Origin of the sequence: Cupriavidus pauculus, assembly GCF_008693385.1 — a bacterium.
Taxonomy (GTDB): Bacteria; Pseudomonadota; Gammaproteobacteria; order Burkholderiales; family Burkholderiaceae; genus Cupriavidus; species Cupriavidus pauculus_D.
Window position 1 is genome coordinate 253,453 of record NZ_CP044065.1, and the last position, 24,144, is coordinate 277,596.

A 24,144-nucleotide genomic window follows, 5' to 3' on the forward strand; every position below is an offset into this window, starting at 1 on the left:
CGCTCATAATTATGAATTATTGCGGCTTGGAGGCGACATGCGAATCGTCCAGCAGGCGCTGTATCTCGAGGTGTCCGACCGGCTGCGCGCAATGATCGACGATCATGCGCTGATGCCCGGCGCATGGATCGACGAAGTCGCGCTGGCCGCGTCGCTGGGCATCTCGCGCACGCCGTTGCGCGAAGCGCTGAAGGTGCTCGCGGCAGAGGGGCTCGTGCGGCTGGAGCCGCGGCGGGGCTGCTTCGTCAACGAGCTGACCGAGCAGGACCTCGACGAGATCTTTCCGCTGATGGCGCTGCTCGAGGGCCGCTGTGCCTACGAGGCCGCGCGCAACGTCACCGAGGACGACCTCGACGCGCTGGAGGTGCTGCACGCCGAGCTGGCGCGCCACGCGGCCGACGAGCAGATCGACGCGTACTACGAGACGAACTATCAGATTCACGAAGCGATCCAGCGCCTGGCCGGCAACCGCTGGCTATCGGGCGTGGTCAGCGATCTGCGCAAGGTGTTGCGGTTGTCGCGCCACAAGAGCCTGAAGCTCGATGGACGCGTGCACGAATCGTGCGCCGAGCATCTGTCGGTGTTCTCGGCGCTCAAGGCACGCGATTCGGAAGGGGCGGAGGCGCTGATGAAGACGCACGTGCTGCGCCAGCGCGCGGCACTGCGCACGCTGGACGGCGCCGAGCGCTCGAACGTCGTGCGCATGCATGTTTCCTCGTCCGCACAGGAGACCCCATGAACGTCCTCGATACGACCGAACAGAAGGTCAGCGAGAAGGTCAGCGAGAAGGTCAGCGCGCCGCTCGATACCGAACGCGGGAGCGGGGACACGCTACTTGCGCGGTTTGGCCGCTGGTGGGGCCGGAAGGGCGAGGGCGAGCCGCAGGCGCCCGCGGCGAAGCCCGTCGCCCCCGAAGCCATCGCGCTATCGCCGCGCGTGCTGCGGCGCCAGCGCGAGCAACTGCGGCAATGCTTCGACGCGCGTCTGACCGATGGCGCGGCCAATGCTGCCGCGCAGGCGTGGCGGCAGGAGTACGAGGCCGCCGGCGAGGCCGCGCGGCAGGCCATGCTCGGCGTGCTGGCCGAGGTCGCGGCGCCCGGCAGCGAGGCGGCCACGGTCCACGCGAGCCTCTCGCAGGCGCTATCGAATGCGCGCATCCGCTTCTTCAAGCGGCTCGCGGCGCTGCATGGCCAGCACGGGGACAGCGTCTGCGGGCTGCATTTCCTGATTCACCTGCGCGCGGACATGCTGCGCTGGCACAAGCGCATTCCGGGGCTGCGCGCGCTCGATGACGACCTCGAGGCGCTGTTCTCGAACTGGTTCGACGTGGGGCTGCTCGAGCTGCAGCCCATTACGTGGGACTCGCCGGCGTCGCTGCTCGAGAAGCTCATCCGCTACGAGGCCGTGCACGAGATTTCCTCGTGGACCGATCTGCGCAACCGGCTCGATTCCGATCGCCGTTGCTACGCGTTCTTCCATCCGCGCATCCCGCGCGAGCCGCTGATCTTCGTCGAGGTGGCGTTTGTGCCCGAGATGGCGGCCAACGTGCAGGCGCTGCTCGACGAACTGGCGCCGCTCGAGGACCTGCGCCGGGTGAAGTGGGCGATCTTTTATTCCATCTCGAATACGCAGGCGGGGTTGCGCGGCGTGAGCTTCGGCAACTTCCTGCTCAAGCGCGTGATCGAGGAGCTTCAGCGCGAGTTTCCCAAGCTCAAGCAGTTCGCGACCCTGTCACCGATTCCCGGGTTTGCCGACTGGCTGCGCAGGCAGGATGCCGCCGCGGTTGCCGGGATGCTCGGCGAGAAGCGCCTAGCGCGCTGGACCGAACGCCATGGCGATGCGCCGGCGGACGGCGCGGCATGGTTCGCGGCGCTCGCGCCGGACAGCGCGGATGCCGTGGTGCGCGATACCGCGCTGACGCTGGCCGCGCACTACCTCGTGCGCGAGCAGAAAGACGGGCTTCCGGCCGATGCGGTCGCTCGCTTTCACCTCGGCAACGGTGCCTGCGTGGAGCGTCTGAACTGGGGCGCCGATCTGTCGCGCAAAGGCCGCGCGCAGGGGGGCGGGATGATGGTGAATTACCTTTACGTGCCCGACGCGCTGGATGACAATCTGGCACGCCTTGGCGCAGGGAATCCGCGCGTCAGCCGCGCGGTGGGCAAGCTGCTGTGATCGATTGACTTTCCGTATGAGAGAGAGAGGAGACAGTGCAATGGTTTTCCATCTGAAAGCGTGCGCGCGGGTGTTGGGGGTAACGGCCATGTTGGCGGGCGCGACGGCAATGAGCGCGGCGCCCGCGCAGGCCGATACGTGGCCGAGCAAGCCGATCACGGTGATCGTGCCGTTCCCGGCCGGTGGCGGTACCGACGCGTTCGCGCGGCCGCTCACGGCCCAGCTGTCGAAACAGCTCGGCAAGCAGTTCGTGATCGACAACCGCGGCGGCGCCGGCGGCACGGTCGGCGCGAGCATCGCGGCCAAGGCCGCGCCCGATGGCTATACGGTGTTTATCGGTGGCGCGCACCATGCGATCGCGCCGTCGTTCTATCCGAAGCTCGACTACGACATCGAGAAGGACTTCATTCCCGTCACCGTCATTGCGCAGCCGCCGCAGGTCGTGGTGGTGAACCCGAAGGTCCAGGCGAAGACGCTGCAGGAACTCATCGCCTATGCGAAGGCGAACCCCGGCAAGCTCAACTACGGTTCCGCGGGGAACGGTTCGTCGCACCATCTGGCTGGCGAACTGTTCAAGCTTGAAACCAAGACGTTCATCACGCATATCCCCTACAAGGGCGCGGGCCCGGCGCTGTCCGACCTGATCGCCGGGCAGGTCGATATCGTGTTCGACGGCCTGGGCTCGTCCGCGCAGCACATTCGCGGCGGCCGCATCAACGCGCTCGCGGTGGCGGCCACCAAGCGTTCGCCCGCGTTCCCGAACGTGCCGACCGCTGCCGAGGCCGGCGTGAAGAATTTCGAGGTGTCCACGTGGTACGCGATGTGGGTGCCGAAGAATACGCCGAAGGACATCGTCGACAAGCTCTACGCGGAAACGCGCAAGGCGCTCGATTCGCCTGAAATGAAGGCGATCTGGCTCAACAACGGCTCCGAGATCCCGAACTTCACGCCCGAACAGTTCGGCCAGTTCCAGCGCGCGGAGATCAAGCGCTGGGCGGAAGTGGTGCAGCGCTCGGGCGCGAAGATCGACTGATGCGCGGCACGGTTTCGTTTGCGCGCGAAGGCGCGGTCGCCACGGTCACGCTCGCGCACGCGGGCAAGCTCAATGCAATTTCCGTGGCGATGTGGCAGTCGCTCGCAAGCGGTTTTGCCGCATTGTCGGCCGATGCCTCGCTGCGCTGCGTGGTCATTCGCGGCGCCGACGGCAACTTTGCCGCGGGTGCCGATATCGCCGAGTTCCCGCAGGTACGCGGTGACGAAGCGGCCCTGCGGCACTATCACATGGAGACGATCGCGCCCGCGCTCGCCGCCATCGCCGGCTGCACGCACCCGACCGTCGCGATGATCGAAGGGGTGTGCGTCGGCGGCGGGCTCGAGATCGCGTGCAACTGCGACCTGCGCATCGCCGCGGACGACAGCCGCTTCGGCGTCCCCATCAACCGGCTCGGCTTTCCGATGGCGCCGGGCGAACTGCGCGGGCTGCTGGCCCTCGCGGGGCGCGCGGTGACGCTCGAGATCCTGCTCGAAGGCCGCGTGTTCGGCGCGGCGGAGGCCGAGCGCAAGGGGTTGCTCACGCGCGTGGTGCCCCACGCCGCGCTCGCGGAAGAACTGCATGCCACGGTAAGCCGGCTATGCGCCGGCGCGCCGCTGGCCGCGCGCATCAACAAGACGACGATCGCGCGTCTGGCCCCTGCGCCGGACCCGCTGACCGAGGCCGAACTCGACGCGCATTTCGCCTACGCGCGCAGCCGCGACCATGCCGAAGGCGTAGCCGCGTTTCTCGCGCGCCGGCCACCTGCTTTCACCGGGGAGTAAGATGTCGGCCGGCCCCAGTGGCGCCGCCTGCTTCCCGTTCTCACCGATCCACATTTTCATGAACGCCAATCTGTTCGCCCTGTTCGAATCCCGCTTTCCGGCCGACCGTACGGCCTGCTGCATCGAGACCCATGACGGCCTCTACTACACGTGGGATGACCTCGACCGCGCCACGGCCAAGCTGGCCAACCTGCTGACGGCGCTGAAGCTGCCCGCCGGCGCGCGCGTGGCCGTGCAGGTGGAGAAGTCGCCGGAAGCGCTGTTCCTGTACCTGGCCACGCTGCGCGCGGGTTATGTGTATCTGCCGCTGAACACCGCGTATCAGGAAGCGGAGATCGACTACTTCGTCGGCAACGCCGAACCGTCGGTGGTCGTGTGCAGCAGCGCGAATTTTGGCTGGGTGTCGAAGGTGGCATTCCGCCATGGCACGGAACATGTGTTCACGCTCGACGACGACCGCTCGGGCTCGCTGCTCGCGCGCGCGGCCGCGCATCCGGACAGGTTCGAGACCGTGGCCCGCGAGGACGACGACCTTGCCGCGATCCTGTACACGTCCGGCACCACGGGCCGCAGCAAGGGCGCCATGCTCACGCACCACAACCTTGCCGCCAATGCGTTGACGCTGCATGCGTACTGGGGCTGGCGCAGCGACGACGTGCTGCTGCACATGCTGCCGATCTTCCATGTGCATGGCCTGTTCGTGGCGTCGCATGGCGCGCTGCTGGCCGGTGCCAAGATGATCTGGGCGCCGAAGCTCGATATGGCGCAGATCCTGAAATTCCTGCCGCGCTCGACCGTGATGATGGGCGTGCCCACGTATTACGTGCGCATGCTGCAGGAGCCGCGCTTCGACGACGACACCTGCCGCCGCATGCGGCTGTTCGTGTCGGGTTCGGCGCCGCTGCTGCTGGAGACGTTCGACGCGTTCCGCGAGCGCACGGGCCATACGATTCTCGAGCGCTATGGCATGAGCGAGACCGTGATGCTCGTGTCGAATCCGTACGACAGCGCGCTCGGCGAGCGGATCGGCGGCACCGTGGGCAAGCCGCTGCCGGGCGTCTCCGTGCGCGTGGTCGATGGCGAAGGCCATGCCTGCCCGCCGGGCGAGATCGGCAATATCGAGGTCAGGGGACCGAACGTGTTCAAGGGCTACTGGCGCATGCCCGAGAAGACGGCCGAGGAATTCACGGCCGACGGCTGGTTCCGTACGGGCGACGTGGGCCGCTTCGGAGGCGCGATCGTCAGCCATGCGGGCGAGCGCAAGGTGCCCGACGACTACGTCACGATCGTGGGCCGCAGCAAGGACCTGATCATCTCCGGCGGCTACAACGTGTACCCGAAGGAGATCGAGAGCTTTATCGACGAGATGCCGGGTGTGGCGGAGTCCGCCGTGATCGGCGTGCCGCACAAGGATTTCGGCGAGGCCGTGGTGGCGGTGGTGGTGCGCAAGCCGGGCAGCGAGTTCGATGAAGCGGGTCTGATCGGCACGCTGAAGACGCGCATCGCCAACTTCAAGGTGCCCAAGCGCGTGCATGTCGTGGACGAGCTGCCGCGCAACACGATGGGCAAGGTACAGAAGAACGTGCTGCGCCAGCAGTTCGGCATGCTGTAACGCCGAGGCGCATCGAGGGGGTGTTCCCCTCTCCCGCCGGGAGAGGGGACGATGGGATTACTTCAGCATCTGCACGGAGCCGTTCACGGACACCGTGACCTGTGCCTTGCCGCCTTCGACGGGCACGGGCACCGCCGCATCGGCGGACATCGCCTTGGCCGCGTACATGCGCGGCATCGGCGGCATCACGCCGCCGGACTCGTTTACCGACACTTCCCGGATCGTATAGCTGCCGTAGCCGAACAGCTTCGTGGTCTGCTGCGCCTTGTCGCGGAACGAGGCCACGGCCTCTTCGGCGAGCTTGCTTTCGGCGGCCAGGCGCGCCTCGCGCGACAGCGAGAACGCGATGTTCTGCACCTGCATCTGGCTGGCGAGGTCACCGGCGAGCTTCGATACCGCGGCAAAGTCGCGCGACTTGAGGACGACCTCCGAGCGGCCGCGCCACGTGCTGATGCGGCCGTTGCGATCGGTGGTCGGCTGGATCGTGAAGCCGCCCGACTGCGCTTCCACGCCCGAGACGCGCTTGGCCTGCGCCAGTACCGCGGTGGTCTTTGCCGACAGAGCCGACGAGATTGCGCCCGGTTCCGCGCCTTCCTGCTCGGCGGCGAGCGTGACCTGCACGATATCGGTGGGTACTTCCGTCACGGCCTGCGCGGCGAGCGACAGCACGCCCGCGGGCGGCGGCACCGTTTGCGCGGAGACGCCCGTGGACGCGAGCGCGGCAGTACCCAGCAGCGTGGCGGCAAGCATGTTCTTCATATTGTTCTCCCGTTCAAATGTGGTGGCATTCAGACGCACTGGCGCGCGCTTCGTTCCGTAGGACGGGACTCGAGCGCGGGCGACAGTGTTTCCAGATGTATCACTTCATGAGTTTTTCGGTGATGAAGCGCCATTCGGCCGGCGTCACCGGCGTGATGGACAGGCGATTGCCGCGGCGAAGCACGACCATGTCCGCGAGCGCGTCGTACTCGCGCAACGCGGGCAGCGCGATCAGCGGCGTCTTCTTCACGAAGCGCACGTCAACGAGAGACCAGCGCGGGTCTTCCTGCTTCGATGCCTTGTCGTAGTAGTCGCTCTTTGCGTCGAACTGGGTCGGGTCGGGGTAGGGGGCCGAGCAGACCTCGGCCAGTCCCGCGATGCCGGGCTCGGGGCAGGACGAGTGGTAGAACAGCACGCCGTCGCCGAGGCGCATCTGGTCGCGCATGAAGTTGCGCGCCTGGTAGTTGCGGACGCCGGTCCAGGGCAGCGTGCCCTTGGCGGCGAGGTCGTCGATGCTGGCTTCGTCGGGTTCCGACTTCATGAGCCAGTACTGGCGGGCGCGAGTGGTCACGTGAGCGGTCACGTCAGGGATGCGGAAAAGGAAAAAGGCAGTGGTTTCGTGAAAAACCACCGCCTTTTTTGGGGGTCCCCGCCTCGGCCGCTAGATCGGCATCCTGAACCCAAGTGAGGTTCAGAGTGGCTGCGGAAGTCGTATTTCGGGTACATCACCCACTCAGGGAGTCCAGGCTTGGCCCAGACTATGAATGCGGCGACGCGCTCGCCCACACGACATGATCCCGCACCATGCAATGCATATCGGTTCAAGGAATTATGACCTTCACGAACCAGGCAGGGAAACTGTCAAACGTCTGACTTTCGACAAATCTATCGTATGTCAGACGTTTGCCGTTTCTTCAAAGGATGGGATGAGAACGGCGGCCCGGCACGGTAACCTGGCCATTTTCTGCTCCCTGCATTCACTTCGCTGACCGCGTCGTGGCTGCGTCGAACAGTGGCTCCACTATACACCGCGCTGCGGGCCATACCAAGTCCGTCCTGCCGTATGGTTACATTTTCCGCGGCGCAGTACACCCAACCACACTCGGGATATCGGTACGGCGCGATGAACTTCAAGGCTCACATGCCAGAAAAATTCAGCGTGCCGGTCAGCGCGAATCCGTGCCGACATGCGCGTATTGCCGCAATGCTTCGTCCGCGCGTTCGTTGAGTTCGCGAATACGCGCGCGCACCGCATCGACCGGTATCGTGCCATCCTCGTCCTGCTTGCGACGCAGGGCGAGCAGGTCCGACGCGATGCTGATCGCGGCCATCACCGCGACGCGCTCGACACCCTTCGCGGCCACGTTGCCCTTGAGCTTGTTCATCTGCGCATCGACGAGCGCAACGGCTTCCAGCAGCGCCGCTTCGTTGTCGGGCGCGATGGCGAACCGGTACGGCTGGCCGGCGATGGTGAGTTCCACTTGCTTGTTGCTCATGCATGTTCTCCGGGAGCCCGTTGTGTGCCTGGCGTGCCTGCCGTGCCCGCGGTGGCCGTCGCGCCGCCGTCGCCGAGCAGATCGAGCTGGCGCGCGTCGCTGGCGGTCGGCAGCTTGTCCAGGATCGACTGGATGCGCAGCTGCGCTTCCTCGATCTTGATATTGAGCAGTTCGCGATCGGCGGCCATGGCCTCGCGCTCGCCGCGCAGCTGGCTCGCTTCGTTCTGCAGGCGGTCGATCTCCGCGCGCAGCCGCTGGTTCTCGGCCGCCAGCGTGTCCGCGTGATGGAGTACGCGCCCGATCTTGGCAGCCAGTTGTTCAAGTTCAGTGAGCATAGTTGCCTGAGGTCCGGTTTTGAAGTCGGCGATTTTTTGCGTCGGTGTTCCGGATTCTAGCCGAATGGTGGACGCATTCCACCTGCGATGCCACGTCGGCCAAGCCGGGTCCGACCCGCATCGCGCGCGGAAGTTGCATCGGATGCGGGGGAAATGCCAGTTAACGGCACGCATCGTGCCGCATTGACGCCATCTGTGAAACTCCCTACACTCGCGCACGTTCCAGGTGCTCGCCCGGCCGATTCATGCGTCCGGGCAGTTCAACGGGAAACAGGGAGCCAGCGCCGGCAGCAAGCCGGAGCCAGCCAACCTGTGCTGCCCCCGCAACGGTAAGCGACCGCGAACATGCCATATGTTCGCAGGGCTGTCCGGAAGCCACTGCATGCGCCATGCATGCGGGAAGGCGGCCGGCCTGATGTCGTCAGCCCGGATACCGGCCTGAACGCGGGCGCGCGCGCAAGTGCCGCCACTTCGCCAAACGGTCCGCGGGGGAACGGGCCTGGCACATCCACATCCCATCCTAGAAATGCGTGTATCGCTTCAACGGACCGCCGCGGCTCCCATGCCCAAGGTACGTCCATCCATGGCCGCCTGCAGGGGCGCGCTGATCTCCCTCGCCACCCTGAGCGCGACGGCCGCGCATGCGCAGGCCAGCGACGGCGGCGCTTCGCGCCAGCTCGATCCCATCGTCGTGACCGCTTCGCGCACCGCGCAGGCCGTCTCCGACGCGCTGCCCCATACCACGGTCGTGACGCAGGAAGACATCGTCAACTCGCAGGCGCCCGACCTGCGCAGCCTGCTGCGCAATCAGGCCGGCGTCGAGTTCGCGACCAACGGGGGCCTTGGCGCCAATACCACGCTGTTCATGCGCGGCGCCAATTCGAACCAGGTACTGATCCTGATCGACGGCGTGCGCGTCGCGGGCGTCAGCGGCGGCACCGCGCAGCTTGCCAATATCCTGCCGGACCAGATCGACCATATCGAAGTCGTGCGCGGCAATGTGTCGGCGCTGTACGGCTCCGACGCCATCGGCGGCGTGGTGCAGATCTTCACCAAGAGCGGCGCGGGCCAGGCCCCCGCCGGCAACGCGTCGGTGGAGTACGGCACCTACAAGACGCGGCAGGCTACCGCCGGTTACGGCGGACAGATCGGCGACACGTCGTTCAACGTGACGGGCTCGATCATCAAGTCCGACGGATTCTCGTCGATCAACGTCGATCAGTGGCGCCGCGACAATCCGCGCGTGCCGACCACGCGCGGGCCGAATCCGAACGACAACCCGTACGAGAACCGGAGCGTGTCGGGCCAGCTGCGGCACAAGTTCAGCGCGGACTGGGACGCGGGCGTGGCCGCCTATTATTCGAACAGCCAGCTCTCGTACGACAGCTCGAGCTCGACCGGCCGCTCGACCGACGACCTGCGCATGGACAGCGAGCTCTACACGCTGTCCGCATTCGTCAACGGCCGGGTCACGCCGGACTGGACCACGCACGTCAAGGTGGCGCAGAGCCAGGACCGCAGCGAGGGCACGAAGAACGGGCTGTTCGACAGCCTGTTCAACACGCGCACGCGCCAGGTCAACTGGCAGAACGAATACGCGCTGACGGCCGGGCACAAGCTGCTGTTCGGCACCGATTACCTGCAGCAGACGCTGGCCTCGAGCGCGTACGGCGCGCCGTCGCGCAACGTGTTCTCGGTGTACGGCGGCTATGAAGGCCGGATCGGCCGCAACCAGATCCAGCTGAACGTCCGGAACGACCATTACTCGGACTTCGGCAATCAGGCGAGCGGTTTCGCGGGGTATGGCTTCAACGTGACCGAGGCGCTCAAGCTGATCGCCAATGTCAGCAACGCGTTCCGCGCGCCGACGTTCAACGAGCTGTACTACCCCGGTTTCGGCCAGCCGAACCTGAGCCCCGAGCGCGCGAAGTCGGCCGAGGTCGGCGTGCAGTACGACACCGAGCAGACGGGCCTGCTGCGCGTAACGGCGTTCGAGACGCGCTACGACAACCTGATCGTCTCCACGGCGGTGGGCGGCGGCCTGTTCCTCGCGCAGAACGTCAACAGCGCGAAGGTGCAGGGCGTGGAAGCATCGTGGCGCGCCACGGTGTGGGGCACGGACCTCGGCGCGGCGGTGACGTTCCAGAATCCGACCGACGAGACCAACCACACGCAGCTCGTGCGCCGCGCGCGCCGGCACGCCTCGCTGGACGTGGGCCGCAATATCGGCCCCGTGCGGCTGGGCGGCGAATGGCTCGTGTCGTCGGCGCGGCTCGACAACGGCTCGCGCACGCTCGGCGGATACGGTATCGTGAACCTCACTGCCCGCTACAACATCACCAAGGAATGGTTCGTCGCCGCCCGCGTGGAAAACCTGTTCGACAAGAACTACCAGCTCGCGTATCCGTACAACACGCAGGGCAGGGCGGGCTACATCACGCTCGGCTGGCGGCAGAAGTGACGGGGCGCCATGGCTGAGTTCCGGCGCGCGCTCGCGATCTGGCTGGCCCTCGCCATGGCGGGGCTCGGCGTGTTCGCGCTCTCGCTGGCGCTCGGCAGCGTGCCGCTCGACGCGGCGCAGCTGTGGGCCGCGCTGACGGGCGCGGACAGCGGGACGGCCGGAGCGATCGTGCGGGAGCTGCGGCTGCCGCGCGCGATGGCCGCGTTCGCCTGCGGCGGGCTGCTCGCGCTCTCGGGCGCGCTGATGCAGGTGCTGCTGCGCAATCCGCTCGCCGAGCCGTACGTGCTCGGCGTATCGGGTGGCGCGGCCACCGGCGCGCTGCTGGCGATGCTGACGATGGCGCCGCTGTGGAGCGTGCAGGCCGGCGCGGCCGGCGGCGCGCTGTGCTCGATGGTGCTGGTGGCGACGCTCGCGCGGCGCGACCTCCTGCATCCGCAGGTACAGGGCGGGCATCACGAGGCCGGCGCGCGTCTGCTGCTCACGGGCGTGATCATCGCCGCGGGCTGGGGCGCGCTGATTACGCTGATTCTTGCCGTGGCGCCCGAGTCCCGGCTGCGCGGCATGCTGTTCTGGCTGACGGGCGATCTCGGCGGGACCGCGAGCTACGCCGCCGCGCTGGGCACGCTCCTGGTGTCCATGGCCGTGGTGATGCCGATGGCGCGCTCGCTCAACGTGATGCTGCTGGGCGAGACCGTGGCGCAGGCGCTCGGCGTGCACGTGGGCCGCGTGCGGGGCATCACGTTCCTGGTGGCGTCGTTCGCGATTGCCGCGGCGATCACGACCGCGGGGTCGATCGGCTTCGTCGGCCTCGTCGTGCCGCATCTGGTGCGGCTGGCGTGGGGCAACGACCAGCGCTTTCTGCTGCCGGCCGCGGTGTTGCTGGGCGGAACGCTGCTGATGGCCGCCGATCTGATCGCGCGGACGGTGATCGCGCCCGCGCAGTTGCCGGTGGGCGTCATCACCGCGCTGCTGGGCGTGCCGACTTTCCTCTATCTGCTGTTGCGGAGGCCACGATGAGCCCGTCTGCCGACTGGATGCTGCCGCGTGCCGAATGTCCGCGCCTCGTGCTGGACGATATCCGGCTGCGCGCGGGCGCGCGCGTGCTCGTCGATGGGCTGGGCCTGACCGTCGGCGCGGGCGAACTGTGGGTCGTGGTCGGACCCAACGGCGTGGGCAAGTCCACGCTGATGGGCGTGCTGGCCGGCCTGCGTGCCGCGGACGGGGGCGAGGCGCGGCTCGACGACGTGCCGCTCGCGCGCATCGCGCCGCCCGCGCTCGCGCTGCGGCGCGCCTATCTGCCGCAGGCGATCCACGACACGTTCTCGATGTCCGTAACGGACGCGGTACGCGTCGGCCGGCATCCGCACCTCTCCGGATGGGGCTGGAGCGGGCGCGACGACGATACGATCGTGGCCGATGCGATGACCGCGCTGGACCTCGACGGCTTTGCCGCGCGCGACGTCATGACGCTCTCCGGCGGTGAACGCCAGCGCGTGGCGCTCGCCGCGACGCTCGCGCAGCAGGCGCCGCTGCTGCTGCTCGACGAACCGGTGGCGCATCTGGACCTGCGCCATCAGATTCTGGTGCTCGATCTTCTGACGCGCCTCGTGCGCGCGGGCCGCCATGCGGCGGTGGTGATCGTGCACGACCTCAATCTTGCGCGCCGCTACGCGACCCATGCGCTGCTGATGGCCGAGGACGGCCACGCGCTGCATGGGCCCGCCGGCGACGTGCTTACGCCCGAACGGTGCTCGCGCGCGCTGCGCACGCCGATCATCAGTGTCACCGATGGCACGCAATGGGCGCTGATTCCCGATGGAACCCGACATGACGACCGATAACGAGAGCAACATCCCCGACGATGGCCGCGACGAGCGGCACAAGGCGCGCATGGAGCGCAAGAAGGAAGTGGTCGATCAGAAGATCGCGTCCGCGCAGATCGAGCGCGGCGTGATCGTGATCACCACGGGCAACGGCAAGGGCAAGTCGAGCTCGGGCTTCGGCATGGTGGTGCGCGCGATGGGCCACGGCATGAAGACGGCCGTGGTGCAGTTCATCAAGGGCGCGATTCCGAGCGGCGAGGAACAGTTCCTGCGGCGCTTTCCGGACGAATGCGCGTTCCACGTGATGGGCGAGGGCTATACGTGGGAGACACAGGACCGCTCGCGCGACGTGGCGAAGGCGGAAGCCGCCTGGGAAGTCGCGCGCGGACTGCTGTCCGACCCGTCGGTCGCACTCGTATTGCTCGACGAGCTGAACATCGCGCTCAAGCTCCATTACCTCGACGTGGATCGCGTGATCGCCGACCTGCGCGCGCGTCCGCCGATGCAGCATGTGGTGATCACGGGCCGGGGCGCGCCGCAGGCGCTGATCGATGCCGCCGATACGGTCACCGACATGACGCTGGTCAAGCACGCGTTCAAGGCGGGCGTGAAGGCGCAGCGCGGCGTGGAGATGTAGAAACGATTTACAGTTACGGAATATGCTCACTTCCCTGTCCGACTATTCGCTTCCGCTGCCGCCGATCGACGCGCCCGACGCCGCGCTGCGTCCCGTGCTGCAGGCCGCCATCGACGACAAGACCAAGCCGCTCGGCGCGCTGGGACGGCTGGAGGCCCTGGCATTGCGCATCGGCATGGTGCTCGGCACCACGAAGCCCGAACTGAAGCGTCCCGCGGTCATCGTGTTCGCGGGCGACCATGGCGTGGCCGATGCGGGCGTCAGCGCCTATCCGGCCGAGGTCACCGCGCAGATGGTGCTGAACTTCCTCGGCGGTGGCGCGGCGATCAATGTGTTTTCGCGACTGCACGGCATGACGCTCGAGGTCGTCGATGCGGGCGTGCGCGCGCCGCTGCCGGCGTCGCCGGGGCTCGTGAATTGCCGCATCGCCGATGGCACGCGGAATTTTCTTGAAGGCCCGGCGATGACGCCGGAGCAGACCGTGGCCGCGCTCAATGCCGGTATCGCGCGCGTGCTGCGGCATGCGCAGCAGGGCACCAACGTGATCGGCTTCGGCGAGATGGGGATTGCCAATACGTCCGCCGCCGCCTGCGTGATGAGCCGGCTGACGGGGCTGCCCATCGAGTCGTGCACGGGACGTGGCACGGGGCTCGACGATGCGGGGCTCGCGCACAAACGCGAGGTGCTGTCGCGCGCGCTGGCGCTGCATGCGGACGCCACGGCGCCGCTCGATGTGCTGGCCGCGTTCGGCGGTTTCGAGATCGCGATGATGACCGGTGCGTTCCTGGCCGCGGCCGCCAGCCGGATGGTGATCCTCGTCGATGGATTCATCGCGAGCGCCGCATTGCTCGTGGCCGCGCGCATCGCGCCGGCCGTGCTCGATTACTGCGTGTTCTCGCACTGTTCGCACGAGCAGGGACATCGCGCGCTGCTGGCCGAGTTCCAGGCCGAACCCGTGCTGGCGCTGGACCTGCGCCTTGGCGAAGGGACGGGGGCCGCGCTGGCGTGGCCGCTCGTCAATGCGGCCGCGGCGTTCCTGCGCGAGATGGCGACGTTCAGCGGCGCGGGCGTCAGCACCGCGAGCGCCTGAACGCCGACCACGGAGGACACCCATGCGCGTGGCCGACGAACTCCGCTTCTTCCTGACGGCGCTCGGCTACTTCACGCGCGTGCCGCTGCCGGCCGCGCTGGCGCGCTGGGTGGGCTTCACGCCGGAGCACCTCAATGCGGCCGCGCGCTACTTTCCGCTCGTGGGCCTGCTGGTCGGCCTTGCCGGCGCGGTGGCGACGTGGGCCGCCGCGCATCTGTGGTCGCCTTCGGTGGCGGTGCTGGTCGGCATGGCGGCGACGTTGCTGCTGACGGGCGCGTTTCACGAGGATGGGCTTGCCGATTGCGTCGATGCGTTCGGCGGCGGCTACACGCGCGAGGACGTGCTGCGCATCATGCACGATTCGCGCGTGGGCGCGTTCGGTGCGATCGCGGTGGTCATCGCGCTGCTGCTCAAGTGGCAGTTGCTGCTGCAGATCGGCACCACGGGCGGACTGGCCGTGCTCGTCGCGACGATCGTGGCGGCGCATGGCGCCAGCCGCGCGATGGCCATCACCTACCTGTCCACGCATGACTACGTGCGCGACGAGGGCAAGGCGCGTCCGGTCGCGCAGCGGCTGCGCGGCGCGGGACTGGTGTTCGCGCTGCTGTGCGGCGCGGCGCCGCTGGTGTGGATGTCGTTCGATTCCCTTCCCGTGGCGGCGGGCGGTAACGGCGTGGGCGTCGGTGCGGGACTGGCGTTCGCGCTGGTCGCCGTGCTTGCGCTGACGTTGCTGCGGCTGGCGCTGGGGGCGTACTTCGTGCGGCGCATCGGCGGCTATACGGGCGATTGCCTCGGCTTTGCGCAGCAGCTTGCGGAGCTCGCCGTGTACTTCGTGGCGGCTGCATGGACCTGGTACTGATCCGGCATGCGCGGCCGGCACTGCCGGCCGGCCAGTCATCGGTTTGCTATGGGCGGCTCGATCTGCCGCTGGCCGCGCCGTGTTCGCCCACGGCGGCGCAGATGGCGGGGCCGTTGCTGGCCTATCCGCCCGCGCGCATCGTCACGAGCCCTGCCATGCGTGCCAGGGACACGGCCGCGCTGTTGGCGCAGATGCAGGCTCAGATGCAGGCTCAGATGCAGGCTCAGATGCAGGCGCGGTCGTTGACGGGGCCGGTGCCATGCCAGATCGAACCGCGCCTGCAGGAGCTCGACTTCGGCGCGTGGGAAGGACAGCCGTGGGACGCCATCGCGCGCGCGGACCTCGATGCATGGGCGGCCGATCTGATGGGCGCGCGGCCGCATGGCGGCGAAAGCGCGGCGCAGGTCATGGCGCGCGTGAGCGAATGGGCTGGCGATGCCGAGACCGCCGACGACGCTTGCTGGTGGGTCGTGGCCCACGCGGGGCCGATTCGCATGCTAGCCGCGCACTGGCTGGGCGTGCCGCTGGCGCAAACGCTGCAATGGTCGCTTGGCTTCGGCGCATCCTGTTGCCTGCGGCTGCAGGCGCCGCAGGCGCAGCTGGTCTGGTGGAACCGTACCGTCGATTGATGCGACTGGATTGACGCGGTCTAGCGTGGCCGCCGCGAACGCGCGATATCGAGATTCTTGCAGATTTCCTCGGCGCCCCTGACCACGCGCGGGCCCGCGCGATTGACGAGGTCGCCGTCGATGATGAACAGGTTGTTGCGCGCGACGGCAGTGACCTGCTTCCATTTCTCCCACATCGTGAAGTCCGCGAGCGGCCGGTCGGGCCGCGTCGCGCCCATGCCCGCGGTGAGCATGGCTTCCGGGTTGCCCGCGACCACGGCTTCGGTCGAGACGGTGGGCACGAGCGGCGTCTCGTTCGCGAACAGATTGCGGCCGCCGCAGAGCGCGAGCATGTCGCTGATCAGGTGCTGGCCATTGAGCGTCATCAGCGGCTGCTGCCAGACCTGATAGAACACCGTGACGGGCGGGCGCGACGCGTAGGTCTTGCGCAGCGTATCGATCTGCTGACGGAAGTCCGTGGCCGCGCGGTTGGCCACCGTGCTCGTGCCCATCAGCGTGCCGAGCTTCTCCAGATTCTCGGGAATCGAATCGAGCCGGCGCGGTTCGCTGAAGAACAGCGGCATGCCCAGCGCGCGCAGCCGGTCGGTCTGCTTCTGCGCGTTGCCGTGCCGCCAGACGACGATCAGGTCCGGCTTGAGCGCGGCGATCCGTTCGAGGTCCAGCGCCTTGTTGTCGCCGACGCGCGGCAGGTCTTTCGCTTCGGGTGGGTAGTCGCTGTAGCTCACGGTGCCGACGATGCGGTCGCCGCCGCCTGCCGCGTACAGCAGCTCGGTGACATGCGGGGCGAGCGAGACGATGCGGCGTGCGGGCTGGGCGAGCGTGACGGTCTGGCCGGCATCGTCGATGACGGAGACCGCGGCGTGCGCGGGCGCGGCTGTCATGCATGCGCACAGCAGCGCGGGGGCCCACAGGGCGAATGGGGTGCGGGCAGGGTTCATGGTGCGAAAGCGCAGAGTGGCGGTCATCGGGCGGTCATCGGGCGATCATCGGGCGATCATCGGGCGGACGCGTGGCGACACGGCCGGCAGGGTGAGCGTGGGGCATGGGGCGGTTGCGCGAAGGGCCTGCGTGTCAGCTGCCCAGCGCATGGTCGAGGCGTTGCCACGCCTCCTCGCGGTCCGGGGGCAGGCCGAAGCGCAGGCTCGCGGGGCAATCGCCGGCCGCGTCGAACAGCCGCGTCCAGATGCCCGCTTGCGCGAGGGTGTCGTGCAGCGCGGGGGCGTCGGTATCGGGGACCCAGCAGAACAGCGGCTGCATGATCGCGGAGAAGCCGTGGCAGCGCAGCAGCATCGCGAGCCGTTCGCCTTGTTGCGCGAGGCGCAGGCGCGTGCTGGCCTGCCACGCGCGGTTGGTCAGCGCGTGCCGGGCGATGACGCGGGCGGGGCCCGAGACCGTCCAGTGGCCGAGGGCCTCTCGCAAGGGGTCCAGCACCGCGGGTTCCGCGAGCACGAAGCCGCAGCGTACGCCGGCCAGTCCGTAGAACTTGCCGAGCGATCGCAGCACGACGAGGCCGGGCAGATGCGCGCTCGCGGCGAGCGATTGCGTGGGATTGCAGTCGATGAACGCTTCGTCGAGCATCAGCGTGCCGCCGCGTGATGCCAGTTCGGCGTGCCACGCCGCGAGCGTGGCGGCGGATACGAGCCGGCCCGTGGGGTTGTTGGGGTTGACGACGACGAGGTGGTCGAGCGGGTGTGTCAGATCGGTCCGCGCGAAGTCGGCTTCGCTCAGCGGCACGACGGTGTGGCCCGCGCGCGCGAAGGCGGGTGCGTATTCGCTGTAGCCGAGCGCGGCGATGCCGACGCGGCCGGGTCTGAGCAGCGTGGGCAGGGTGCGGATGGCGGCCTGCGAGCCGGCCACGGGCAGCGCCCGGACGGTGCCGTACGCCAGCGCGGCGGCCTCGGCAAGGCCGTCGTCGTCCTGCGGCAGGCGCTGCCAGGCGTCGGCGGGCAGCGGGGGCACGGGATAGCCGTCGGGGTTGATGCCCGTGGAAAGGTCGAGCCAGTCGCCGGGGCTGCGGCCATACCGCCGCGCGGCCGCGAGCAGATCGCCGCCATGGCGGATGGGGGTGTTGGGCGGGTGGCTCATGCGGGTGGCGTGTGGGCTGCGCGCGCGGCGGCGCGGATATAGGCTTGCCGCGCGGACGGCAGGGCGACGGTCCGGTCGCCGCGTCCGCGCGAGAGCGGGAGGGCGGCGTGCTGCCCTGCTCGGCGGCCGATGTGTCGACGTGCAAGGGGGAAGGCGGTCATGCGGGGCCTCCGGGCAGGGCGAGGGGCAGGACGGTCATGCGGCGCCTCCGTGCGGGGCGAGTGGGAGGTGCGTTCAAGCGGGCGCTCCCAGCAGGGCGACGGTCCGGTCGCCGCGTCCGCGCGAGAGCGGGAGGGCGGCGTGCTGCCCTGCTCGGCGGCCGATGTGTCGACGTGCAAGGGGCAAGGCGGTCATGCGGCGCCTCCGGGCAGGGCGACGGGCGGTGCGTTCAAGCGGGGGCTCCCAGCAGGGCGACGGGCACGGTGGCCGCGGCCAGTGCCAGCCATAGCCACAGCGTGCGCCGCACGAGCTGCAGGCACGCGCGCACGTGCCGCGCGTCAGGCGCGTCGCCATGGCCCAGTGGCGGGCGGACTTCCCATTCGCCGTGGTACCGCGCGCCGCCCCCCAGCGCCACACCCACCGCGCCCGCGCCGGCGGCCATGACCGGCCCCGCGTTCGGGCTCGGCCATGCGCGCGCCTGCGTGCGCCAGCATCGTAGCGCGGGCAGCGTCTTGCCCAGCAGCGCATAAGACAGCGCCGTCAGCCGCGCGGGCAGCAGGTTGAGCGCATCGTCGATGCGCGCCGCGGCCCAGCCGAAATGCAACAGCCGGGGCGTGCGGTAACCCCACATTGCATCGAGCGTATTCGCAAGCCGGAACGCGATGACCGCCGGCGCCCCGCCGACAAGGAACCAGAACAGCGCGCCGAACACCGCGTCGTTGCCGTTCTCCAGCGCGGACTCGCAGGCCGCGCGCGCCAGCGCTTCGGCATCCGCGTCGGCCGTATCGCGCGACACGATTCGCGCGGTCAGCATGCGGGCCGCGGGCAGGTCGTTCCGCGCCAGCGCATCGGCGATCGGCGCGATATGTTCGGTGAGGCTGCGCGCGCCCAGCGCGAAGTACAACGCCACGGCATGCAGTGCCCACGCAAGCCATGGCGCGGACACGGCGACCTCGCGCAGCAAGCCCCATGCAAGCGCCACCGGAACGAGCACGAGCGCGGCCCACGCGCAGACACCGATCGCGCGCTGGATCCATTTGGTACGGGACGGGCGATTGAAACGGCGCTCGCAGGCGGACGCCATGTTGCCGAAGCCGACCAGCGGATGCCAGCGGCGTAGCTCGCCAAAAAAGCGGTCCAGCAGCACGCCGGCCAGCGCGGCGGCCACCGTGGCCGCCCAGGACAGCATGACCATACGACGTCAGCCTTTCACGTTCACCGGGAGGCCCGCGACGATCAGGCGCACGTGGTCGGCCGCCGCGGCGAGCTTCTGGTTCAGGCGGCCGAGCTCATCGACGTAGAAACGCGTGATCGCACCGGTCGGCACGACGCCGAAGCCGATCTCGTTGGTGACGAGGATCACGTGCCCGGGCGTGGTGGGCAGCGCCGCGAGCAGCGCGTCGATTTCCTCGGTGAACGCGGGCGGCGGCGTAATCACGCCGTGCTCGGGGTACGAGCGGTTCTCGTCGAAGATCAGGTTGTTGAGCCACAGCGTGACGCAGTCCACGAGGATGCAGCCGCCGTGGCGCGCATTGGCATAGATGGCGTCGGCGAGGCGCACCGGCTCCTCGACGAGCGCCCAGTCGGCGGGACGCCGCGCGCGATGGAGCGCGATGCGCAGTTCCATTTCCTCGTCGGGCGGATCGGCATCGTGCCGCGCGGTGGCGATATACGTCACGGGCCCGCCGGTGACCGTCGCATGATCGGTCGCGAGCTGCTCCGCGAAGTGGCTCTTGCCCGAGCGCGCGCCGCCGATCACGAGCGTGAGCTCGCGCGGCGCGCTGCCGCTTGCGGCCTCCAGCGGCGCGGTGGCGACGACGGGCTCGCTCGCCGCGGCGGTGGCGGGGGCGTCGGGCGTGACGGTGGAGGAGATGCCGAGGGCCTTGGTGTCCATCCGGCGTATTGTAGCGGTCGCATCGCGCACTCGCATGCATGGATATTGCAGACGCACGGCGATGGGGCTCCCGGCCTTCCGCCCTGCGATAATCGGCCCATGACCGCCCACAGCCCCATTCCCGTCCTCCCCTATCCCGCAGGTGACTTGCATGGCACCCTGATGATCCAGGGCACGACCTCCGACGCCGGTAAAAGCACGGTCGTCGCAGGGCTCTGCCGCGTGCTCGCGCGCGCCGGCGTCGCGGTCGCGCCGTTCAAGCCGCAGAACATGGCGCTCAACAGCGCCGTGACCGTCGATGGCGGCGAGATCGGGCGGGCGCAGGCATTGCAGGCGCAGGCCGCGCGCATCGCCCCGCATACGGACATGAACCCCGTGCTGCTGAAGCCGAGCAGCGATATCGGCGCGCAGGTCATCATCCATGGCCGCGCGCGCATGGACCTCGATGCGCGCGCCTATCACGCCTACAAGCCCACGGCCATGGCGGCCGTGCTGGAGAGCCATGCGCGCCTGCGCGCAGCCTATGGCGTGGTGATGGTCGAAGGCGCGGGCAGTCCCGCGGAGATCAACCTGCGCGCGCGCGACATCGCCAACATGGGGTTTGCCGAGCGCGTCGATTGCCCCGTGGTCCTCGTGGCCGATATCGATCGCGGCGGCGTGTTCGCGCATCTGCTGGGCACGCTGGACTGCCTGTCCGAGAGCGAACGCGCGCGCGTCACCGGGTTCATCATCAACCGGTTCCGCGGCGATATCGCGCTGCTGCAGCCGGGCCTGGACTGGCTGACCGAACGCACCGGCAAGCCCGTGTTCGGCGTGCTGCCGTACCTGCACGGCCTGCACCTCGACGCCGAGGACGCGGTGGTGGCCACGCAGGGCGCCAAGCACGGCGCGCCCGAGACGCTGCTGCGCGTGATCGTGCCCGTGCTGCCGCGCATCTCCAACCATACGGACTTCGACGCGTTGCGTGCGCATCCAGGCGTGGATCTGCGATTTATCGGCCCGGGCATGCCCATTCCGCCCGCGGACCTCGTGATCCTGCCCGGCAGCAAGAGCGTGCGCGCGGACCTCGCGTTCCTGCGCGCGAACGGCTGGACGCAGGCGCTCGCGCGCCATCTGCGCTACGGCGGCAAGCTCATCGGCATCTGCGGCGGCATGCAGATGCTGGGCCGGCGCGTGCACGACCCCGATGGGCGCGAAGGGCCGGCCGGCACGAGCGATGGCCTCGGGCTGCTCGATTTCGACACCACGCTCGCGCCCGAGAAGCAACTGCGGCAAGTGAGCGGCCACCTTTCTCTGGAGAACGGCAGCGCGCCGGTCAGGGGCTATGAGATCCACCTTGGGGTGACCGAGGGACCGGCGCTCGCGCGCCCCGCGCTGTGGCTGGCCGATGCGGGCCGCCGGCCCGATGGCGCGGTGTCCGACGACGATCAGGTGTTGGCCACGTATGTGCATGGGCTGTTCGACGACCCCGCCGCGTGCGGCGCGCTGCTGCGCTGGGCCGGACTGGGCGGCGCGCAGGGCGTGGACCTCGACGCGCTGCGCGAGGCGTCGATCGACCGGCTCGCGGACAGCATGGCCACGCATCTGGACCTGCGCGCGATGCTCGCGCCCCTGGCCAATGTGTCGGCCAGCCCACGATAAGGGTACGGAAGGGGCACGAAAGCCGCGGCGATCCCGCTACACTAGCGCGTGGCCCGCACAGGCCGCATGCATGGCAGCACTCTCGGACGATGGAGGACATTCATGCCGGTAGTCGTGATCGCCAATCCCAAGGGCGGTGTGGGCAAGACCACGCTGGCGACGAATCTCGCCGGTTACTTCGCGAGCCAGGGGCATGCGGTGATGCTCGGCGATACCGACCGCCAGCAATCGTCGCGCGCATGGCTCGGGTTTCGGCCAGCCTCGGCCCCGCCCATCCGCAGCTGGGACATCGACGCCGACCATATCGCGCGTCCGCCGAAGGGCACCACCCATGTGGTGCTCGACACCCCGGCCGGCCTCCATGGCTGGCGCTTCAACGACATCATGAAACTCGCGCACCGCGTCGTGGTGCCGCTGCAGCCGTCGATGTTCGATATCCTCGCCACGCAGGACTTCCTCGCCAGACTGGCCGACGACCGGCGTGTGCGGCATGGCGAGGCGAGCGTCGGCGTCATCGGCATGCGCGTGGATATCCGCACGCGCGCGGCGGAGCAACTGCAGCGGTTCGTCGAAGGGGTGGGCCTGCCGGTGCTCGGGTATCTGCGCGATACGCAGAACTACGTCCAGCTGGCCGCGCACGGGCTCACGCTCTGGGACGTCGCCCCCTCGCGCGTGGCGCGCGACCGCGAGCAGTGGCAGCCCGTCGTGCAGTGGCTGGCGACCGGAAAGGTCCCCGCGCCGGCGGACGCCGTGCCCGCGCCCGCGGCTTAACCGCGCTTCCCCGCCGTCAGCCGCGCCAGCAGCGCCTCGGGTTCCTGCCATGTCACGCGCCGCACCGGCATCATGTGGTCGGTGCCGGGGAACGGGTCCTCGAACACGGGCGCTTCCTCGCCGCCCAGCGCGCGATAGAACTTCCGGGCCTGCGTATTGCCGTCGAGCACGTACAGGAACAGCGGCTTGCCCGGCCATTGCTCGACGACGCGGCGCACGCAATGGGCCATCAGCAGCTTGCCGTAGCCGCCGCCATGATAAGCGGGCATGACGTGGAGGTTGTCGAGGTAGATACCGTAGCCGGGCTCGGCCAGCGGCATCAGGCAGCAGAACCCCGCTGGCTCGCCATCGACGCGCAGGATCGTGACTTCGATCGGCGCCTCCGCGCCTTCGAGCATGCGCGCGCGCCAGGTGGCCAGCCGCTCGGCGGGCGCGTGGGATTCCAGATAGGTGGCCGGGATCAGGCCTGCATAGGCGTGGCGCCAGCTGTCGCTGTGGAGGCGGGCCAGCAGGTCGGCATCCGCGGGCAGGGCGGGGTCGAGGGTGATTCGGTGTGACGTGGACATGGTATGCGTAAGTCAATCGGCGCCGCGCGCATCATACGGTACTGCTAGAATCGCGAATCCTTCGCATTTGCATTCTGAATGGCCGCTACCCGGCATCCTACGCTTACCACGTTCCGCCCATCGCCTTCGCCCCCATGGTTTCCGGTCGCCTGCGCACAGTTCTCATCAAGGTTCACCTGTATATCGGCCTGTCGTTCGGGCTGCTGTTCGTCCTGCTGGGCCTGACGGGCACCGCCATCGCCTGGCGCGACGAGCTCGATGCCGCGCTCAATCCGGAGCTGCTGGTGTCTTCCGCGCCCGCACGCATCCCCGTGGGCGGCCCATCGATTGATGCAATCTATCGAAAACTGTCCGCCGATCCGCATTACGGGCGTCCCAATACGCTGATGCTGCCGATGCACGAGGATGGCGTGTTCATCGCCGCCTATCCGATCAAGGGGCCGGCAGCCAGCCCGGGCCGGTCGCGCCAGGTCATGATCGACCCGATCACGCTCGAGGTGAAGGGCGAACGGTTATGGGGCGTGCCGGGGCTGTCGCGCGCGCAGCTGCTGCCGACGCTGTTCCACCTGCACCGCTATCTGCTGACGGGCGACACCGGCAAGACCATTATTGGCATGACCGGCATGGTGATCCTGATCTCGGTGATCGTCGGTCTGGCGCTGTGGTGGCCCAAGATGAACAAGCGCTCGTGGCTGCAGTCGGTCCGCATCACCCACGGCGGCTCGTGGTCGCGCTTCAATTTCTCGCTGCACCGCGCCGGCGGGCTGTTCATTGCGCCGGTGATGCTGGTCAGCGCGTTCTCGGGCTGGTATCTGAACCTGCCGAAGTGGGTCACGCCGCTGATCTCGAGCGTGATGACCGTGTCGCCGCCCGTGAAGCACCAGTCGGCCCCGGCCGCGCCCGGGGCCGAGACGCTGTCGCCGGCGCTGGCCGTGGCGGCCGCGCAGCGCGAGTTTCCGGATGCCCTGGTCACGCGCGTGAGCCTGCCCCGCAAGGCCGGCGACGCCTACGAGATCCGTCTGCGCCAGCCCGGCGAGATCCGCGAGGATTCGGGCGCCACGCGCCTCTGGCTCGACGCCCATACGGGGCAGCGCATCGCCGCGCGCGATCCGAAGCAGGCCGCGTCCGGCGATACGTTCATCAACTGGCTGTTCCCGTTGCACACGGGCGAGGCGTTCGGGATTCCGGGGCGCGTGTTCATGACGCTATACGGCCTGACGCCGCTGGCGTTCGCGCTGACGGGAATCCTGATCTGGTGGAAGCGCCGCTCGGGCCATCGACGGCACTTGCAGCGCGAGCAGGAGCGGGCGCGGACGCGGACGAAACTGACCCGCGCCTGA

At 68.7% G+C, this 24,144-nt stretch carries 24 protein-coding genes, 1 other RNA gene and 1 riboswitch; of the genes, 15 read left to right on the forward strand and 10 right to left on the reverse strand.

The genetic code is table 11. From position 1 onward, the window contains the following. Positions 1-37 precede the first annotated feature (37 nt). From FOB72_RS01215 to FOB72_RS01235, 5 genes are read left to right on the forward strand one after another with little or no spacing between them, the layout of a single operon-like run. On the forward strand, positions 38-739 hold the full coding sequence (locus FOB72_RS01215) for a GntR family transcriptional regulator (RefSeq protein ID WP_150370871.1): 702 nt from the start codon (positions 38-40) through the stop codon (positions 737-739). Further along, entirely contained in the window at positions 736-2,172 is a 1,437-nt protein-coding gene (locus tag FOB72_RS01220) for a malonyl-CoA decarboxylase domain-containing protein (RefSeq protein WP_150370872.1), read from the forward strand. The genes FOB72_RS01215 and FOB72_RS01220 overlap by 4 nt, the downstream gene beginning before the upstream one ends. 40 nt (positions 2,173-2,212) lie before the next feature. After that, positions 2,213-3,205 (forward strand): Bug family tripartite tricarboxylate transporter substrate binding protein, encoded by a 993-nt coding sequence (locus FOB72_RS01225; RefSeq protein ID WP_150370873.1) that lies wholly within the window; start codon positions 2,213-2,215, stop codon positions 3,203-3,205. Beyond that, positions 3,205-3,987, forward strand: coding sequence for an enoyl-CoA hydratase/isomerase family protein (locus FOB72_RS01230; protein ID WP_150370874.1), 783 nt, complete (start codon positions 3,205-3,207; stop codon positions 3,985-3,987). Before FOB72_RS01225 ends, FOB72_RS01230 begins: the two co-directional genes overlap by 1 nt. Before the next feature lie 58 nt (positions 3,988-4,045). Next, the gene (locus FOB72_RS01235; protein WP_150370875.1) at positions 4,046-5,599 is read left to right on the forward strand and encodes a malonate--CoA ligase; all 1,554 of its coding nucleotides are present in this window, start codon (positions 4,046-4,048) and stop codon (positions 5,597-5,599) included. Positions 5,600-5,656: 57 nt separating this feature from the next. Here the strand turns inward: FOB72_RS01235 and FOB72_RS01240 are convergent, their stop codons facing one another. The 5 genes from FOB72_RS01240 to FOB72_RS01260 form a co-directional block, all read right to left on the reverse strand. Beyond that, a complete protein-coding gene (locus FOB72_RS01240; protein WP_150370876.1) occupies positions 5,657-6,358 on the reverse strand; it encodes an SIMPL domain-containing protein in 702 nt (233 codons plus the stop codon). Between the two features lie 100 nt (positions 6,359-6,458). Then, positions 6,459-6,899: an EVE domain-containing protein gene (locus tag FOB72_RS01245; protein ID WP_150373692.1), complete on the reverse strand. Its 441-nt coding sequence runs from the start codon at positions 6,897-6,899 to the stop codon at positions 6,459-6,461. 101 nt (positions 6,900-7,000) lie between these two features. Beyond that, positions 7,001-7,217, reverse strand: a non-coding RNA gene (gene ssrS, locus FOB72_RS01250) — 6S RNA. A 307-nt stretch (positions 7,218-7,524) separates the two neighbouring features. After that, a complete protein-coding gene (locus tag FOB72_RS01255; RefSeq protein WP_150370877.1) occupies positions 7,525-7,854 on the reverse strand; it encodes a cell division protein ZapA in 330 nt (109 codons plus the stop codon). After that, positions 7,851-8,189 carry a hypothetical protein gene (locus tag FOB72_RS01260; protein WP_150370878.1) on the reverse strand — a complete coding sequence of 113 codons (339 nt, stop codon included), beginning with the start codon at positions 8,187-8,189 and terminating at the stop codon, positions 7,851-7,853. Before FOB72_RS01260 ends, FOB72_RS01255 begins: the two co-directional genes overlap by 4 nt. Before the next feature lie 207 nt (positions 8,190-8,396). Next, positions 8,397-8,646, forward strand: a riboswitch (cobalamin riboswitch). Positions 8,647-8,772: 126 nt separating this feature from the next. Between FOB72_RS01260 and FOB72_RS01265 the strand changes: the two genes are divergently transcribed. From FOB72_RS01265 to cobC, 7 genes are read left to right on the forward strand one after another with little or no spacing between them, the layout of a single operon-like run. Next, the gene (locus FOB72_RS01265; RefSeq protein ID WP_223851379.1) at positions 8,773-10,650 is read left to right on the forward strand and encodes a TonB-dependent receptor plug domain-containing protein; all 1,878 of its coding nucleotides are present in this window, start codon (positions 8,773-8,775) and stop codon (positions 10,648-10,650) included. A gap of 9 nt (positions 10,651-10,659) precedes the next feature. Then, positions 10,660-11,667, forward strand: a complete 1,008-nt coding sequence (locus FOB72_RS01270) for a FecCD family ABC transporter permease (protein ID WP_150370880.1) — start codon at positions 10,660-10,662, stop codon at positions 11,665-11,667. Then, positions 11,664-12,491 carry an ABC transporter ATP-binding protein gene (locus FOB72_RS01275; protein ID WP_150370881.1) on the forward strand — a complete coding sequence of 276 codons (828 nt, stop codon included), beginning with the start codon at positions 11,664-11,666 and terminating at the stop codon, positions 12,489-12,491. Before FOB72_RS01270 ends, FOB72_RS01275 begins: the two co-directional genes overlap by 4 nt. Continuing rightward, entirely contained in the window at positions 12,478-13,110 is a 633-nt protein-coding gene (gene cobO / locus FOB72_RS01280) for a cob(I)yrinic acid a,c-diamide adenosyltransferase (RefSeq protein ID WP_150370882.1), read from the forward strand. The genes FOB72_RS01275 and cobO overlap by 14 nt, the downstream gene beginning before the upstream one ends. Before the next feature lie 22 nt (positions 13,111-13,132). Further along, positions 13,133-14,200: a nicotinate-nucleotide--dimethylbenzimidazole phosphoribosyltransferase gene (gene cobT / locus FOB72_RS01285; RefSeq protein ID WP_150370883.1), complete on the forward strand. Its 1,068-nt coding sequence runs from the start codon at positions 13,133-13,135 to the stop codon at positions 14,198-14,200. 22 nt (positions 14,201-14,222) lie between these two features. Continuing rightward, positions 14,223-15,059 carry an adenosylcobinamide-GDP ribazoletransferase gene (locus FOB72_RS01290; protein ID WP_150370884.1) on the forward strand — a complete coding sequence of 279 codons (837 nt, stop codon included), beginning with the start codon at positions 14,223-14,225 and terminating at the stop codon, positions 15,057-15,059. Further along, positions 15,044-15,688, forward strand: a complete 645-nt coding sequence (gene cobC / locus FOB72_RS01295; protein ID WP_150370885.1) for an alpha-ribazole phosphatase family protein — start codon at positions 15,044-15,046, stop codon at positions 15,686-15,688. The genes FOB72_RS01290 and cobC overlap by 16 nt, the downstream gene beginning before the upstream one ends. A gap of 20 nt (positions 15,689-15,708) precedes the next feature. On the opposite strand, the gene FOB72_RS01300 is transcribed toward cobC, so the two are convergent. The 4 genes from FOB72_RS01300 to cobU form a co-directional block, all read right to left on the reverse strand. Beyond that, a complete protein-coding gene (locus tag FOB72_RS01300) occupies positions 15,709-16,626 on the reverse strand; it encodes a cobalamin-binding protein (RefSeq protein WP_411859819.1) in 918 nt (305 codons plus the stop codon). Positions 16,627-16,759: 133 nt separating this feature from the next. Continuing rightward, positions 16,760-17,773: a threonine-phosphate decarboxylase CobD gene (gene cobD, locus FOB72_RS01305; protein ID WP_150370886.1), complete on the reverse strand. Its 1,014-nt coding sequence runs from the start codon at positions 17,771-17,773 to the stop codon at positions 16,760-16,762. 388 nt (positions 17,774-18,161) lie between these two features. Next, on the reverse strand, positions 18,162-19,127 hold the full coding sequence (locus tag FOB72_RS01310; protein WP_150370887.1) for a CobD/CbiB family cobalamin biosynthesis protein: 966 nt from the start codon (positions 19,125-19,127) through the stop codon (positions 18,162-18,164). 6 nt (positions 19,128-19,133) lie between these two features. Continuing rightward, positions 19,134-19,826: a bifunctional adenosylcobinamide kinase/adenosylcobinamide-phosphate guanylyltransferase gene (gene cobU, locus FOB72_RS01315; RefSeq protein ID WP_150370888.1), complete on the reverse strand. Its 693-nt coding sequence runs from the start codon at positions 19,824-19,826 to the stop codon at positions 19,134-19,136. Between the two features lie 162 nt (positions 19,827-19,988). Here cobU and FOB72_RS01320 point away from each other — a divergent pair, with 162 nt between their 5' ends. Together FOB72_RS01320 and FOB72_RS01325 are read left to right on the forward strand one after the other, a co-directional pair. After that, complete coding sequence (locus FOB72_RS01320; protein ID WP_150373694.1) at positions 19,989-21,467, forward strand: cobyric acid synthase; 1,479 nt, start codon at positions 19,989-19,991, stop codon at positions 21,465-21,467. Positions 21,468-21,569: 102 nt separating this feature from the next. Further along, positions 21,570-22,238: a ParA family protein gene (locus FOB72_RS01325; protein ID WP_150370889.1), complete on the forward strand. Its 669-nt coding sequence runs from the start codon at positions 21,570-21,572 to the stop codon at positions 22,236-22,238. Here the strand turns inward: FOB72_RS01325 and FOB72_RS01330 are convergent. Then, the gene (locus FOB72_RS01330; RefSeq protein ID WP_150370890.1) at positions 22,235-22,804 is read right to left on the reverse strand and encodes a GNAT family N-acetyltransferase; all 570 of its coding nucleotides are present in this window, start codon (positions 22,802-22,804) and stop codon (positions 22,235-22,237) included. The genes FOB72_RS01325 and FOB72_RS01330 overlap by 4 nt on opposite strands. Positions 22,805-22,938: 134 nt before the next feature. Between FOB72_RS01330 and FOB72_RS01335 the strand changes: the two genes are divergently transcribed. After that, a complete protein-coding gene (locus FOB72_RS01335) occupies positions 22,939-24,144 on the forward strand; it encodes a PepSY-associated TM helix domain-containing protein (RefSeq protein ID WP_150370891.1) in 1,206 nt (401 codons plus the stop codon).

What these genes read in the sequence shown, in the direction of transcription:
- FOB72_RS01330 (WP_150370890.1), bottom strand. Translation starts at nt 22,804, where the DNA reads ATGTCCACGTCACACCGAATCACCCTCGACCCCGCCCTGCCCGCGGAT.
- cobD (WP_150370886.1), bottom strand. Translation starts at nt 17,773, where the DNA reads ATGAGCCACCCGCCCAACACCCCCATCCGCCATGGCGGCGATCTGCTC.
- cobO (WP_150370882.1), top strand. Translation starts at nt 12,478, where the DNA reads ATGACGACCGATAACGAGAGCAACATCCCCGACGATGGCCGCGACGAG.
- cobT (WP_150370883.1), top strand. Translation starts at nt 13,133, where the DNA reads ATGCTCACTTCCCTGTCCGACTATTCGCTTCCGCTGCCGCCGATCGAC.
- FOB72_RS01310 (WP_150370887.1), bottom strand. Translation starts at nt 19,127, where the DNA reads ATGGTCATGCTGTCCTGGGCGGCCACGGTGGCCGCCGCGCTGGCCGGC.
- FOB72_RS01215 (WP_150370871.1), top strand. Translation starts at nt 38, where the DNA reads ATGCGAATCGTCCAGCAGGCGCTGTATCTCGAGGTGTCCGACCGGCTG.
- FOB72_RS01230 (WP_150370874.1), top strand. Translation starts at nt 3,205, where the DNA reads ATGCGCGGCACGGTTTCGTTTGCGCGCGAAGGCGCGGTCGCCACGGTC.
- FOB72_RS01240 (WP_150370876.1), bottom strand. Translation starts at nt 6,358, where the DNA reads ATGAAGAACATGCTTGCCGCCACGCTGCTGGGTACTGCCGCGCTCGCG.
- cobU (WP_150370888.1), bottom strand. Translation starts at nt 19,826, where the DNA reads ATGGACACCAAGGCCCTCGGCATCTCCTCCACCGTCACGCCCGACGCC.
- FOB72_RS01245 (WP_150373692.1), bottom strand. Translation starts at nt 6,899, where the DNA reads ATGAAGTCGGAACCCGACGAAGCCAGCATCGACGACCTCGCCGCCAAG.
- FOB72_RS01225 (WP_150370873.1), top strand. Translation starts at nt 2,213, where the DNA reads ATGGTTTTCCATCTGAAAGCGTGCGCGCGGGTGTTGGGGGTAACGGCC.
- FOB72_RS01270 (WP_150370880.1), top strand. Translation starts at nt 10,660, where the DNA reads ATGGCTGAGTTCCGGCGCGCGCTCGCGATCTGGCTGGCCCTCGCCATG.
- FOB72_RS01275 (WP_150370881.1), top strand. Translation starts at nt 11,664, where the DNA reads ATGAGCCCGTCTGCCGACTGGATGCTGCCGCGTGCCGAATGTCCGCGC.
- FOB72_RS01300 (WP_411859819.1), bottom strand. Translation starts at nt 16,626, where the DNA reads ATGAACCCTGCCCGCACCCCATTCGCCCTGTGGGCCCCCGCGCTGCTG.
- FOB72_RS01260 (WP_150370878.1), bottom strand. Translation starts at nt 8,189, where the DNA reads ATGCTCACTGAACTTGAACAACTGGCTGCCAAGATCGGGCGCGTACTC.
- cobC (WP_150370885.1), top strand. Translation starts at nt 15,044, where the DNA reads ATGGACCTGGTACTGATCCGGCATGCGCGGCCGGCACTGCCGGCCGGC.
- FOB72_RS01265 (WP_223851379.1), top strand. Translation starts at nt 8,773, where the DNA reads ATGGCCGCCTGCAGGGGCGCGCTGATCTCCCTCGCCACCCTGAGCGCG.
- FOB72_RS01290 (WP_150370884.1), top strand. Translation starts at nt 14,223, where the DNA reads ATGCGCGTGGCCGACGAACTCCGCTTCTTCCTGACGGCGCTCGGCTAC.
- FOB72_RS01335 (WP_150370891.1), top strand. Translation starts at nt 22,939, where the DNA reads ATGGTTTCCGGTCGCCTGCGCACAGTTCTCATCAAGGTTCACCTGTAT.
- FOB72_RS01325 (WP_150370889.1), top strand. Translation starts at nt 21,570, where the DNA reads ATGCCGGTAGTCGTGATCGCCAATCCCAAGGGCGGTGTGGGCAAGACC.
- FOB72_RS01255 (WP_150370877.1), bottom strand. Translation starts at nt 7,854, where the DNA reads ATGAGCAACAAGCAAGTGGAACTCACCATCGCCGGCCAGCCGTACCGG.
- FOB72_RS01220 (WP_150370872.1), top strand. Translation starts at nt 736, where the DNA reads ATGAACGTCCTCGATACGACCGAACAGAAGGTCAGCGAGAAGGTCAGC.
- FOB72_RS01320 (WP_150373694.1), top strand. Translation starts at nt 19,989, where the DNA reads ATGATCCAGGGCACGACCTCCGACGCCGGTAAAAGCACGGTCGTCGCA.
- FOB72_RS01235 (WP_150370875.1), top strand. Translation starts at nt 4,046, where the DNA reads ATGAACGCCAATCTGTTCGCCCTGTTCGAATCCCGCTTTCCGGCCGAC.